Here is a 13,172-nt window from a genome sequence, read left to right as displayed (position 1 = left end):
GTTCATTCCCCCAAGGTGAGAGTGCCAAGATCGGCGGTGCCGAGATTCAGCGTGAGTTTGGTGGCGGCGAACGCCTCGGCGTAGCGGGCGTGGCATTCGATGCCGCGGATCCGCGCGAGGCCGAGGAAGGCCTCCCGGTCGTACCAGGGCCGGTGCCGCTGCGAGGGGTAGTGCTCCTGCAGCAGCCGCACCTTGTGTTCGGCGGTCTCGGGCGACAGCGGCTGGTACGCCGTGGGGCGGCCGAGATCGGCGTCCCACTTGACGATCTCGTAGCCGAGTACGAGGTGGTCGCGGAACGCGGTGGGTATCAGTCGCGCCAGGCCGCGGTGGTCCTGGTGCGCGTCCTCGGTGCGCGGGGCGAGCACGAGGTCCGGATCGGTCCGCTCGCGCAGTTCCTCGACGGCGGCCTTGGCCTCCTCCCACCGCGCCGGCAGCCGGCCGTCCGGCAGCTTGAGCACGGTCAGCCGCAGGTCGGCACCCGGGCAGAAGGCGGCCAGGGCGGCCCGCTCCTCCTGTTCGCGCTCGCTGCCGCCGCCGGTGAGCACGAGGGCGTCGACGCGGATCCCGGGCCGGGCGAGGCACATCGTCAGGAGGGTGCCGCCGGCGCCGATGGCGATGTCGTCGCAGTGCGCGCCCACCGCGACGAGCCGGTCCAGGCGTCCGGCCCCGAGCCCGATCACGCTCTCGCTCCGGCGCCGTCTCTGCGGCCGGCCGCGCCCGCCGCCGCGCCGCCCCGTTCCCAGACAGCCCACGGGCGGTCGCCCCGGGCGTACGCGTCGTCGAGGGCGGCCCGCTCCTTCACGGTGTCGGTCGGCTTCCAGAAACCGCGGTGCTGGTGCGCCACCAGCCGTCCCCGCTTGGCCAGTTGGGAACATCCGTCGGCGACCAGGTCACCGCCCTCGGGGAGGTGGTCGAAGATCTCCTGGCGGAGCACGAAGTAGCCGCCGTTCTCCCACAGCGGCATGTCGCTCACCGCGGTGATACCGCCCACCAGGCCGTCCTCGCCCAGGTCCACGCAGTGGAAGGAGGACTGCGGCGGCACGACCATCATGGACGCGCCGGCGTCACGTGCGGCGAACCGGTCGATCATCTCTGGCAGCGGCGCGTCGGTGAGCACGTCGGCGTAGTTGGCGAGGAACATCTCGTCGCCGTCCAGGTGGTGCCGCACCCGGCGCAGCCGCTCCCCGATCGGCGACTCGATGCCGGTCTGCGCGAACGTGATCGTCCAGTCGGCGATGTCGGTGGACAGCAACTCGGTCCGCCCGCCCCGCAGGACGAAGTCGTTGGACGTCGTCTCCTCGTAGTTGAGGAAGAAGTTCTTGATGTGGTGGGCCCCGTACCCGAGGCACAGGATGAACTCCGTGTGCCCGAAGTACGCGTAGTAGCGCATGACATGCCAGATCAGCGGTCTGGGGCCGACCATCGCCATCGGCTTGGGCGAGTCGTCGGAGGCTCCGTTGCGCATCCGCAGCCCGTAACCGCCGCAGAACAGGACGACCTTCATCGCTTGACCTCGACAATGCTGAGTTCCGGGATGGGAAAGACCAGCCGGCCGCCCCAGTCGTGCACGAAGGACAACTGCTCGGTCAGCTCGGTCCGCAGGTTCCAGGGCAGCACGAGGACGTAGTCGGGCCGGTCGGCGCTGATCTGCTCGGGCGGCAGGATCGGGATGCGGGTGCCCGGGGTGAACCTGCCGTGCTTGTAGGGGTTGCGGTCGACCGTGTACGGGAGCAGGTCGGGCCGGATGCCGCAGTGGTTGAGCAGGGTGTTGCCCTTGCCCGGAGCCCCGTAGCCGACGACCGTCTCGCCGCGCTCGGCCGCCTCGATGAGGAACCGCAGCAGGTCCCGGCGCACCTTGGCCACCCGGGCGGAGAACTCCGCGTACCCGGACAGCTCCCGCAGCCCCGCGGCCTTCTCCCGGTCGAGGACGTCGGCCACCCTGCGGGTCGGCTCGCCCGCCGCCTCGGCGGGCCGGGCCCACAGCCGGACGGAGCCGCCGTGCGTGGGCAGCAACTCGACGTCCACGAGGGCGAGTCCGCCGCTCTCCAGCGCCCGGATGGCGGACGCGACCGTGTAGTACTGGAAGTGCTCGTGGTAGATCGTGTCGTACTGGTTCTCCTCGATCAGGGTCAGCAGGTGCTGCACCTCGATGGAGACCCAGCCGTCGTCGGCGACCAGGGCGCGCAGCCCCTGGGTGAACCCGACGACGTCGGGGATGTGCGCGTACACGTTGTTGGCGACGACCAGGTCCGCCGGGCCGTGCTCGGCGCGGACGGCCGCGCCGGTGGCCGGGTCCAGGAACGCCGTGAGCGTGGGCACGTCCGCCTCCCGCGCGGCGGCGCCGACGTTCACCGACGGCTCGATCCCCAGGCAGCGGATCCCCCGGTCCACCAGGTGCCGCAGCAGGTAGCCGTCGTTGCTCGCGACCTCGACGACGAAGGCGTCCTTCTCCTCGGACCCCCCGGACCCCCCGGAGCCCTCGGAGCCCTCGGAGTCGAGCCCCAGCTTCCGTACGGAGTCGGCGACGAACGTACGCGCGTGCTCCACCCAGGAGGTCGAGAAGGACGAGAAGTACGCGTACTCGCTGAACGTGTCCTCCGGTGTGATCAGCGGAGGGATCTGTGCGAGCCAGCAGTCGGTGCAGACCCGCAGGTGCAGCGGGTACGCCGGCTCCGGCTGGTCGAGTTGCTCCGCGGCGAGGAAACTCTCGCACGGCGGGGTCGCCCCCAGGTCGACGACGCTCACCAGCGTCGCCGAACCGCAGAGTCGGCATCGTGTCATCTGCTTCCCCCATCCCTGCCCGCCCGGGTGCCCCACCGCGAGCCGGCTCGTGTGTCCCCTGTCGGCGGCGGGCCGTCCCCGCCGCCGGACCGCGCCGCGATCGCGGTGCGGTACCCCTCCACCAGGCGCTCAAGACCGACGGCCGGGCTGAAGCCCCGCTCGTAACGGCGCCGGGCCGCCTGGCCCATCTCCCGGTTGACGGCCGGTTCAGCCGTGATCCGGCGTATGCGGGACGCGAGCGAGGCGGTCTCGCCCGGCCGGTGCAGCAGCCCGGTCACCCCGTCCTCGACGAGTTCGGTGAAGGCGCCGTGACCGGCGGCGACGGTCGGCACCCCGGCCGCCATCGCCTCCACGACCACCAGGCCGAACGCCTCCAGCCAGGTCGAGGGGGCCACCACGGCGACCGACCGCGCGATGACCTGCCGGCAGCGCTCCGGGTCGTACAGGCCGACGTACCGCACGTCGTCCCGGCCCGCCGCCCAGGCGGTCACCTCCGGTTCCAGCGGCCCCGTGCCGGCGATCACCAGCGGTACGCCCACCCCGCCGCTCGCCGCGAGTTCGTCCCACGCGGCCATGAGCAGCCGTACGCCCTTGGCCTCCGCGAGCCTGCCGAGGAAGAGCACGTGCTCGCCTGCGCCCGTTCTGCGGACGTCCGGGTCGGGCACGAAGTTGTGCTTCACCAGCAGCCGCCCGGCCGGCATGCCCGAGCCCACCAGCACGTCGCGCTGCGCCGCGGAGATGCAGAAGAACCGGTCCACGCCGGACCACCACCGCCGCCGGTTGACGGCCAGGCTCACGGCGAGCGGCACGGTCGCCAGCCGGGAGTTCCGGTAGCAGCCGTGCCGGACGGCGGGCAGCGGCGTCGACCCGACGCACTCGGTGCACGGCCGGCCGTCCCGCTGCAGCGTGCCGGGCGGGCAGACCTGCGTGTAGTTGTGCAGCGTGGCCACGGTCGGCACACCGGCGTCGGCACAGGCGGCCAGGACCGCGGGCGACAGGAGCGGGAAGACGTTGTGGACGTGCACGACGTCCGGCCGCTCGGTACGGAGCCGGCCGGCGAGCTCCGAGCGGACCGCCGGGTTCCACGGCACGAGGAGCGGCACCGCGGCCTTGCCCGGCAGGGACTTGGCGGCGATGTCGTCGCTGCGCCGCTCGAACACCTCGACCCGGTGGCCGGCCGCGCGCAGCAGCCCCATTTCCTGGTCGACGACCTTGTTCTCCCCGCTCGGCTGCGCCGAGGAGTAGCGGTTGTGCACCACGAGGACGTGCATGGTCGAAGTCATCTCCTAGTCCCTGGCCCAGCGCGGGACTCGTCGTCGAGGGGGTGCGGGCAGCGCGAGAGGCGTGGCGAGAGCCGTCAGGCGGTGGGGCTTCGCGAGAGGGGCGGCCGTGGCCGGTGCCGCCAGCAGCGAGGCGGCCACGGCCAGGTGCAGCAGATACGGCGAGGCGTCACCGAGACCGGCCTCGGTGTACGAGGCGATCGCGCAGTAGCTGATCAGGAAGATCGCGCAGGCCCTCGCCAGCGACGGTGGCCGCAGCAGCGCGACGCCGCCCAGCACGAGGATGATCGCCGCCACCAGGGAGACACCGGCCCAGCCCTGCTCGTGGTAGACGGCCAGCCAGCTGTTGTCGATCGGGAGCCCGCCGAACGACTTGTCGCCCAGGCCCACGCCGAACAGCTTCTCCGAGGTCGACCGGGGCGCCGCCAGCAGCGCGTCCCAGACCTTGGCCCGGCCGGTGAGGCTGGTGAGGTTCTCCTGGCTCTGGCCGCGCAGGAACCACGCGCGTAGCGCGGAGGCGAAGCCGACCGCGGCCACCGCGGCGCACAGCACCGTCCAGGTGAAGAACCGGCGGGCGGCGGCACTGGTGAGGACGAGCGAGCCGATCGCCAGCGTCAGCCCGATGAGCAGCCCGAGCGTGGCGGTCCGGGTGTGGGTCAGCAGGAGCAGCACGACCGACGGCACGATGATCACCGCCGCGCTCGCCCGGTCGGTCCTGCGGCCCAGTACGAGCAGCACGGTGAGCCCGATGATCACCGCCGCGTACTGGCCGATCTGCGGCGGGGTGAGCGGCCACAGCGCGCCGACCAGGCGTCCGCCGTAGAGGTCGGGCATGGCCGCGCCGGGTGAGACGACCGCGCCGACGGCGACCGACCCGAGCACCGCGAAGTACATCCGGATGTGGTGCCGTACGAACGTCAGGCCGCCGTCCCACCAGCGGCTGAGCAGCCACAGCGTGCCGACGAAGAGAGCCAGCCGGCCGCAGCGGAACAGCGCTCCGAACCCGGATTCCAGTTGCAGGCTGGAGATCAGGGACGGCACCAGCAGCAGGGTGAGCAGGAGCACGTAGGCGCTGGCCCGGATGCGCAGCCGGAGGTTGACCGCGAGCGCCAGCGTGAACGCGGCGACCAGCGCGCCCATGGTGACCAGCTGGATGAGGGAGCGGGGCAGCGGGACGATGGTCTTCGCCCCGGCGGAGCCGAGGGTGTTGAGGACCAGCAGTCCCCAGATGATCCCGACGGTCCTGGGGGTGGCGGTGGCGGGGCGCTGTCCGGCGCCGGGCCGCAGGTCCTGGGCTGTCATCTCAACCACCGGTCCCCGGGTCGAGGGTGCTGCCCGTGTCCTGCTGGTAGGGCGCGGCCTGCCACTGCCCGAAGTCGAGCACCCGGCTCGGGTCGTGGGCGACGAACTGCCACGGCCCGCGGTAGACGTTGTCGTGCCAGCGGTTGTGCTGCTTGTCGGTGATCGCCTCGGCCACCCCGTCGCCCTTGTACGGCGACCAGTTCGGGTAGGTGCCGTAGTTGGCCAGCACCGCCATGCGGTCGCACTTCACCGTGCACTTGACGACGGACTTGTCGAGCACGAAGCGGTTGTCGTGGATGTCCACCCGCTGGGTCCTCCACCGGCAGTCGGCGTACAGCGGCGCACGGGTGATCGCCGGCTTCGCACAGCGGTCGGTGTCCCGCACCAGCAGCGTGCAGTCACCGGACGAGGTGTTGGCGGGGCTGTTGCAGAACCGGTCGGCGTTCTCCCACAGGGTGATCCCGGACCAGTTGTTCTCCAGTACGTTCCCGTAGACCTCGATCTTGTCCGTGCGGGCCCGCACCCGTGGTTCGCCGCCCGACTCGGACAGGTAGACGGTCGCGAACGGGAAGCTGTCGCCGCGCTCGGCGTACTTCCGGCCCTCGACCCAGTTGTTCCGCCGGATCGTGTTCTTCCGGATGACCGCGTTGTAGCTGGTCTCGTACATCAGCGCGGCGCTGTCGTTGTCCTCGATCACGTTGTTCTCGATGCGGAAGTCGTTGTTGTTGGTGTCCGCCCACAGCCCGGCCCCACGGTTGTCGTGCACCCAGTTGCCGCGGATGTCGGCGCCGTCGACGGCCCAGAACTTGACGCCTCCGGTGCAGCCGCAGCCCGGCCGCCGCCGCTCCCAGTCACCCGTGTTGTTGCCCACGATCTCGTTGCCCTCGACGACCAGGTCGCCGACCTTGCCCGACTTGTAGGCGTTCATGCCGTACTGGCCGTTGGCGCGCAGGCAGCTGGCGCGGACCTGCTGGCGGGCGCCGGCCATCAGCCCCGCGCCGGAGTTGTGCTGGATCGTCGCGTGCTCGATCACCCATCCGTCGGCCGAGTCGTGGTTGACCACGCCCTCGTCGTGCGGCGCGACGAAACCCTGCACGGTCAGGTAGCGGACGGTGACGTCGCGGGCGGCACCGCCGAACGCGTACTGGTTGGTCTTCCGGCCGTCGAGCACCGCGCCCGGCGCCCCGAGGTAGTGGTTCCCCTTCTTGGGGATGACCTGGGCGTAGCGGTCCGCCGCAAGCCGGTGCTTGCCCGGCCGGAGCCAGAACGTGGTGCCCGGGGGGCTGCTCTTGGTCTTCGCGCTCAGGTCGCCGACCACCGCCGGGTCGACCGTGACCGCGCCCGCCGGCGCCTTCGCGGGCCCGGCCGCCGGGTCGGCGCACACCCGGGCCACGGAGCGGGCACCGGACGTGGAGGGCGCACCGGTCGGCTCCACCGGGGCGCCCGGCGTGTCCACACAGCCGGTCGCCAGCAGCGCCAGTGCCGCCGTCGCCGCCATCGGCGACACCCAGTCCCGCCACTTGATCCGCACGCGTCCTCCCTCCTTCCTCTTCCTCTCCTAGCCGCGGAACCTGAGTACGGTGGTGAACTCCTGGGCGCCGTCGGTGAGTTCGGACGCGTTGCCGGTCGTGCCGGTGCCGATCAGCGTCGTGGCGGGTTCCTTGCGGCCGAAGCCGGCGGAGTACCAGCCCAGCGGCGGGTCGCTCTCGCCGCGGTGCGCCCGCCAGCTCAGTTGCTCGGGCAGGTCGAGTACCGCGGAGCGGTCCTGGCCGTCCCGGGTCCAGGTGAGCACGGCCCGGTCGGCCACCAGGTCCGCGGTGATCGCCGGCCCCAGGTGGAAGGCCAGGCGCGCGGTCCCGCGCGGTCCGGCCACCTCGTCCACCACGCGCAACTCCCTTTCGGTGGAGGTCAGTTCCACCCGGCGGCGGTGCACGGAGCGCCGGTAGCCGTCGTGTTCGGCGCTCCAGCGGGCCACGCCCTCGGCGGAGGGTTCCGCGACGAGGACGCGGCTGCGGGCGTGCCGGGTCCACAGGAACGGGCCGCCGGAGACGGACTGGTCGGCGCCGTCCAGTTGCAGGGTGTTGTGGCCGAGGGTGGAGCGGAAGTACCGCCGCCACTCGGGCTGCCCGTGGTAGCAGTACGTCCCCGGGTCGGCGAGCACGTCGACCCCGTCGTGCCGGACCTCCACGGACAGCGCGTCCGCGTGGGCGTGCGCGGCGATGGACAGGAAGCCGTGCGGACCGGCGTCGCAGCGGCACCAGATCTCCGCCTCCGGTCCCTTGGGTCCGGCCGGTCCGCGCAGGACGGTGAGCCCCGCGTCGGCGAAGTGGTCCGGCCGGCTCGTCGGGCGGGCCACGGCCGCCGCGTTCCCGTCCTGCGCGTACGGCCGGATGAGCGCGGCGAGGAGCGGTGTGCGCACATCGGTGCCGGTCACCTTCGGCCACCAGTCCCGGCGGCCGAACACCGCGTCCCCGGTGGACAGCAGCGAGGCCCAGCGGTCGGTGCCCGCGCCGTCCACGACCAGCCCGTGTCCGTCGTCGGCGTCCCCCTGGCGCGGCGGCCGCAGCCGGTCGTCCACGACGGCCGCGAGCGCGTCGGTCATCCGCAGCAGCACCAGCCGGACCGACGCGGGGACCGGCACGTCGGCGGCGTCCGCCTCGGCGAGGGCGGCCAGGCCGAGTTCGAGGACGAGTCCGTGGTACTCGGTGGCCAGTTCGCGGTTGAGGCCGGAGCCGAAGGTGTTGCTCCGCAGGTGCCGGTCGAGGGACCGCAGCGCGTCGGTGCGCCAGCGCGCCGAGGAGGGGAACCACCCGAACGCGCAGGCCGCCGCGAACTGTCCGGCGGCCTCGGCGACGACGTGGTTGTTCGCCGAGGAGCCACGGCTGGGGAAGGCCGCCAGCCAGCGCTGGTGGTGCCAGATCTGGCGCAGCGCCACCGGGTCGCCCTCGAAGAGACCGGCCGCGCCGGGCCAGCCGTCGAGGAGCCGGCGGACCCACACCCAGGACAGCAGGCGGATGCCCAGCTCGATGCCGCTGATCCAGTGCACTCCGCGCAGCGGTGGGTTGGCCGCCCACCAGGACCGCAGGTGTGCGGCCACGCGCTCGGCGTACCGCTCGTCGCCGGTGATCGCGTAGGCGGCGGCGAGCACGGTGAGGTGCTGGTGCCGGGACGGCTCCCAGATCTGCTTGATGTCGCCGACCGCGTCCTCGTCGCGGTACGGCACGTCGAAGGCGTAGCCCCCCGGCGCCCGGCGCCCGGTCTTCGGGTCGCGGAACCAGTCCGGGTCGGCCAGGTCGTCGCGGTCCACCCCGAAGTACGCGGCGTGCCCGTCCATCAGGCGGTCCGCCTCGGCGACCAGACGTTTCGCGGCGTCCGGCGGTGTCGCGGCGAAGGTCCCGGCGGGCAGGACCGCGGTGAACCGGGCACCGGCCGCGATCACGCCGTCGCTCGGGCAGTCCGGTGGCGGCGCCGACCGCCACCGGCGTCTGCGTACCGCGTCGGCCGCCCGGCCGCCGATCTCCCGCGGTCCCATCCGGGACAGGCGCCGCAGGTACCAGCCCGCGCTCAGCGTCATCGCGCCCTCTCCAGCGTCACCGGCGCGCCGCCGGCCAGGCCGGCCGGTACGGCGAGGGTGGCGGCCGTGGTGGCGACCAGCGACTCCAGCGGCACCGGCATCGGCCCGCCGCTCCGCACGGCCTTGACGAACGCGGCCAGTTCGGCGGCCTGGCCCTTGTCCCTGGCCTTGGGCAGCCGCGAACTGACCCACCTCTTGCGGCCGGCTCCCCCGTCCGCGAACACCGAGGCACGGACGAAGTCGTCGAGCCTCAGCACCTTGCCGTCCGCGATGAGGTCCAGCGTCTCCTTGGGGAAGCCGGGCGAGCCGGTGGTGACGTAACTGATGGTGGCGGTGGACCCGTCCGGGTAGCGCAGGACGACCTGGAGGTCCTCGTTGCCGGCGGGGGCGACGGCGTACACGGAGACCGGGTCGGCGTCGAGCAGCCAGCTCACCGTGTCGATGAAGTGCCCGCCCTCGCCCGCGAACCGCGAGCCCTCGGTGCCCTGTCGCAGGTACCAGCTGCCGTGGTCCAGGCGGCCCGCGTTGACCAGGTAGCGGACGCTCGCCGGTCCGGTCCGGGCGCCGAACCGCCGCTTGGCCTCCTGGAGCAAGGGGGCGAACCTGCGGTTGAAGCCGACTTGCAGCCGGTCGTTGCCCGACTCCTCCACCGCCGCGAGCACACCGGCCAGTTCGTCCCCGGTGAGGGCCAGGGGCTTCTCCACGAACACCGCTTTGCCGGCCCTCAGCGCCCGTTGGGTCAGTTCGGCGTGCGAGCTGTGCCGGGTGACCACGAACACCGCGTCGACGGACGGGTCGCCGAGCACGGCGTCGAGGTCGGTGGTCGCCTCGGCGAAGCCGAACTTCCGCTTCGCGTTGGCCGCGGACAGCGCCGTCGTGGTGACGACCGTGGACAGCTCGACGCCGTCGCGGTTCGCCAGATGCGGAAGCAGCATCGACGTCGCGTAGTTGCCCGCGCCGGCGAACGCCACCCGCACCGGCGCCTTGGCGGACCGGACCGGGGTCGCCGCCGCGCCGCCGGTCCTTTGCACCGCGGGCACGGTCACCGCGGGCGCCGCCGGGGCCTCCGCTGCCGCGGCGTCCCTCGCGTCCCCGGCGTGTTCGGGGTAGCGGAACAGCACGGCCACGGCCTTCAGTTCGCCGTCCTTCAGCCGCCGGTACGTCTCGACGGCGTCGTCGAAGTCGGCGATGTGGGAGACCAGCGGCTCCACGTCGACGCGGCCGCGGGCGAGGAGGTCGAGGAAGCACGCCAGGTTGCGGCGCTCGGTCCAGCGCACGTAGCCGATCGGATAGTCGCGTCCCTCCAGCTCGTACGCCGGGTCGTAGCGCCCGGGGCCGTAGGAGCGGGAGAACCGGACGTCGAGCTCCTTCTCGTAGTACGCGTTCCACGGCAGGTCCAGACGGCACTTGCCGATGTCGACGACCCGGCCGCGGTCCCGGCTCAGCCGGGCGGCCAGCTCGACGGGCTGGTTGCTGCCGCCGCCGGCGGCCAGATACACCTGGTCCACGCCGTGCCCGCCGGTCAGCTCGGCGACGGCCGCCTCCACGGCCGCGGACCCAGGATCGCCGCAGGCCGAAGCTCCCAGGCGCTCGGCCAGCTCGCAGCGCACCGGGTCGGGGTCGGCCCCGACGACGAGGACCCCGGAGGCGGCGAGGAGCTGCACCACCAGCTGCCCGACCAGCCCGAGGCCGATGACCAGCGCCACCTCGCCGAGCTGCGGCTCACCGCGGCGCACGCCCTGCAGCGCGATCGACCCGACGGTGCCGAAGGCCGCGTGGCGCGGCGCGAGGCCGTCCGGCACGGGGGTGTACAGGTTCTTCGGCACCCAGTTCAGCTCGGCGTGCAACGCGTGCTCGTTGCCCGCGCAGGCCACCAGGTCGCCGGCCTTCACATCGTCGATCCCGGCGCCGACCTGCTCGACCACCCCGCACAGCGAGTAACCCAGCGGGGTGTACGAGTCCAGCTTGCCCATCACCTTGCGGTAGGTGGCGGGCACCCCGTTGGTGGCCACGCTCTGCATGACCTTGGCCACCTGGTCCGGCCGGGAGCGTGCCTTGCCCAGCATCGACATGCCGGCCTCGGACACCTTCATGAGCTCGGTCCCGGTGGAGATCAGCGAGTAGGCGCTGCGCACCAGCACGCCGTCCGGCTTGCACCCCGGCACCGGCACGTCGAGCAGCGCCAGTTCGCCGCTCCTGTAGTTCTGCACAACCTGTTTCACCCGAGCTCCTCATTCATCTACGCCGTCAAGCCGTCGAGCGGTCGAGCCGTGAAGTCGTACGTCGTCAAGCCGCGCGGCTCGGGCCGGAACCGGAGCCCGAGCCCGAGCCGGAGATCGCGCCGCGGTACCAGTACTCGAGCGTCAGCACATGCCACAGGTGCTTGGAGAAGTCCCGCTGCCCGGCGGCATCCTCGGCGACCATGCGCGCCAGCGCGTCGCGGCGCAGCAACCCGGAACCGACCAGCACTCCGTCGTGCACCACCTCGCGCACCAGCGGTGCCAGATCCCGGCTCATCCAAGCCCGTAGCGGGGCGCTGAACAGGCCCTTGGGCCGGTACACGATCTCCCGGGGCAGGATCGAGGTGGCCGCCTCCTTGAGGACGGCCTTGCCCTGCCGTCCGACGATCTTGCGGTCGCCGGGCACCGCGAACGCCGCCTTCACCACCTCGACGTCCACGTACGGCACCCGTACCTCGGTCGACGCGGCCATGCTGGAGCGGTCCGTGTAGGCGAGGTTGAGGCCCGGCAGGAACATCCGGGCGTCGCCCAGGCACATGCGGTTGACGAAGTCGTCGAGGTCGTTGTCCTGGTAGATGTCCGCGTGCTCGGTCAGCACGTCGTCGACCGTCCCGGCCAGGTCCGGGTTGACCAGGGCGAGCAGCTCGGCCCGGTCGTACATGGTGTAGCTGCGCCGGAACGCGGTCTCCTCCGGCAGGTCGGCGAAGGAGAGGAACCGCTTGGCGAAGCGCACCGACCGGTACCCCCGGCGGGCCGTGGCGACCGGCAGCCGGTCCACGGCCCTGGACAGGCCGCTGCGCAGGAGGCGCGGGACGCGCTGGTAGCGCAGCGCGAGCAGGTTGGCGAGGTGTTTGCGGTACCCGGCGAACAGTTCGTCGGCGCCCATCCCCGAGAGCATCACCTTGACCCCGGCCTCCCGGGCGGCCTCGCAGATCAGGAAGGTGTTGATCGCGGCGGGGTCGCCGATCGGCTCGTCCAGGTGGTGGGTCATCCGCGGCAGCAGGTCCAGCACGTCCGGAGCGATCTCGATCTCGTGCAGGTCGACGCCGAACCGCTCGGCCACCTGCCGGGCGTAGCGCAGGTCGTCCGGCATCGCCTCGAACCTGGCGTCCTCGGCGCGGAATCCGATCGTGTAGGCGGAGATCCCGGGCCGTTCGCGGGCGGCCAGCGCGGTCAGCCAGCTGGAGTCGAGGCCGCCGGAGAGGAAGGTCGCCACGGGTACGTCGGAGAGCAGGTGGCGCCGGGTCGACTCCTCGACGACGGCGGCGACGTCCGGCAGTTCGCCGCTGCGGGCCCGCTCCTGGCCCTCGGCGGCGACGTCCCGGAGGTTCCAGTACCGGCCGCGCTCCACCCGGCCGTCGGGCCGGCAGCGCAGCCAGCTCCCCGGCGGCAGCTTCTCCGCCTCGCGGAACGCGCAGCGCGAGTCCGGCACCCAGTAGTAGAGCAGCGAGGCCACCAGGGCCGCGTGGTCCACCTCCAGCGTCCCGCCGGTCACGTCGGCGAGCGCCTTGAGTTCGGAGGAGAACATCAGGCCCGTACCGCGCCGGAGCAGGAACAGCGGTTTGACGCCGAGCTGGTCGCGGGCGAGCACCAGTTCGCCGGTGCGCTCGTCGAAGACCGCGAACGCGAACATGCCGCGCAGCCGGGGCAGGCAGTCGGTGCCCCACCGCCGCCAGGCCTCCAGGAGCACCTCGGTGTCGGAGGTGCCGCGGAAGCGCACCCCGGCGGCCGCCAGCTCGGCACGGAGTTCGGGCGCGTTGTACAGCTCGCCGTTGTACGTGAGGGCGAGGCCGTCCGAGAGCATCGGCTGGGCGCCGGTCTCGGACAGGTCGATGATGGCCAGCCGCCGGTGTCCCAGCTGCACTTCGCCGTCGGCGACGGGGTGCCCGTACCGGCCGGCTCCGTCGGGGCCGCGGTGGGCGAGGACATCGGTGAGCCGGTCGGTCACGGCCTTGCCGTCCGGCCATCGGTACGTGCCTGCGATGCCACACATGG

At 72.6% G+C, this 13,172-nt stretch carries 9 protein-coding genes; all 9 read right to left on the bottom strand.

Translation table 11 applies throughout. The features are described from left to right. Positions 1–2: 2 nt before the first annotated feature. A complete protein-coding gene (locus ACLVWQ_RS03190) occupies positions 3–680 on the bottom strand; it encodes a PIG-L deacetylase family protein (RefSeq protein WP_414106571.1) in 678 nt (225 codons plus the stop codon). Continuing rightward, entirely contained in the window at positions 677–1,504 is an 828-nt protein-coding gene (locus tag ACLVWQ_RS03185) for a glucose-1-phosphate cytidylyltransferase (RefSeq protein WP_414106570.1), read from the bottom strand. Before ACLVWQ_RS03185 ends, ACLVWQ_RS03190 begins: the two co-directional genes overlap by 4 nt. Beyond that, positions 1,501–2,781, bottom strand: a complete 1,281-nt coding sequence (locus ACLVWQ_RS03180) for a class I SAM-dependent methyltransferase (RefSeq protein ID WP_414106569.1) — start codon at positions 2,779–2,781, stop codon at positions 1,501–1,503. The genes ACLVWQ_RS03185 and ACLVWQ_RS03180 overlap by 4 nt, the downstream gene beginning before the upstream one ends. Then, positions 2,778–4,052, bottom strand: a complete 1,275-nt coding sequence (locus ACLVWQ_RS03175) for a glycosyltransferase (RefSeq protein ID WP_414107372.1) — start codon at positions 4,050–4,052, stop codon at positions 2,778–2,780. Before ACLVWQ_RS03175 ends, ACLVWQ_RS03180 begins: the two co-directional genes overlap by 4 nt. A 15-nt stretch (positions 4,053–4,067) precedes the next feature. Continuing rightward, positions 4,068–5,363, bottom strand: a complete 1,296-nt coding sequence (locus ACLVWQ_RS03170; RefSeq protein WP_414106568.1) for an O-antigen ligase domain-containing protein — start codon at positions 5,361–5,363, stop codon at positions 4,068–4,070. 1 nt (position 5,364) lies between these two features. Beyond that, positions 5,365–6,861: a right-handed parallel beta-helix repeat-containing protein gene (locus tag ACLVWQ_RS03165; RefSeq protein ID WP_414107371.1), complete on the bottom strand. Its 1,497-nt coding sequence runs from the start codon at positions 6,859–6,861 to the stop codon at positions 5,365–5,367. A gap of 60 nt (positions 6,862–6,921) precedes the next feature. Then, a complete protein-coding gene (locus ACLVWQ_RS03160; RefSeq protein ID WP_414106567.1) occupies positions 6,922–8,937 on the bottom strand; it encodes an alginate lyase family protein in 2,016 nt (671 codons plus the stop codon). Beyond that, positions 8,934–11,159, bottom strand: a complete 2,226-nt coding sequence (locus ACLVWQ_RS03155) for a bi-domain-containing oxidoreductase (protein WP_414106566.1) — start codon at positions 11,157–11,159, stop codon at positions 8,934–8,936. Before ACLVWQ_RS03155 ends, ACLVWQ_RS03160 begins: the two co-directional genes overlap by 4 nt. A 64-nt stretch (positions 11,160–11,223) precedes the next feature. Beyond that, entirely contained in the window at positions 11,224–13,170 is a 1,947-nt protein-coding gene (asnB, locus tag ACLVWQ_RS03150) for an asparagine synthase (glutamine-hydrolyzing) (RefSeq protein ID WP_414106564.1), read from the bottom strand. Positions 13,171–13,172 lie beyond the last annotated feature (2 nt).

Source organism: Streptomyces sp. CWNU-52B (assembly GCF_047444975.1).
GTDB lineage: Bacteria > Actinomycetota > Actinomycetes > Streptomycetales > Streptomycetaceae > Streptomyces.
This window is presented reverse-complemented; position numbering and strand designations above follow the sequence as displayed.

Coding starts and splice junctions, on each gene's coding strand:
- ACLVWQ_RS03185 (WP_414106570.1), bottom strand. CDS start 1,504: ATGAAGGTCGTCCTGTTCTGCGGCGGTTACGGGCTGCGGATGCGCAAC.
- ACLVWQ_RS03180 (WP_414106569.1), bottom strand. CDS start 2,781: ATGACACGATGCCGACTCTGCGGTTCGGCGACGCTGGTGAGCGTCGTC.
- ACLVWQ_RS03175 (WP_414107372.1), bottom strand. CDS start 4,052: ATGCACGTCCTCGTGGTGCACAACCGCTACTCCTCGGCGCAGCCGAGC.
- ACLVWQ_RS03170 (WP_414106568.1), bottom strand. CDS start 5,363: ATGACAGCCCAGGACCTGCGGCCCGGCGCCGGACAGCGCCCCGCCACC.
- ACLVWQ_RS03165 (WP_414107371.1), bottom strand. CDS start 6,861: ATGGCGGCGACGGCGGCACTGGCGCTGCTGGCGACCGGCTGTGTGGAC.
- ACLVWQ_RS03160 (WP_414106567.1), bottom strand. CDS start 8,937: ATGACGCTGAGCGCGGGCTGGTACCTGCGGCGCCTGTCCCGGATGGGA.
- asnB (WP_414106564.1), bottom strand. CDS start 13,170: ATGTGTGGCATCGCAGGCACGTACCGATGGCCGGACGGCAAGGCCGTG.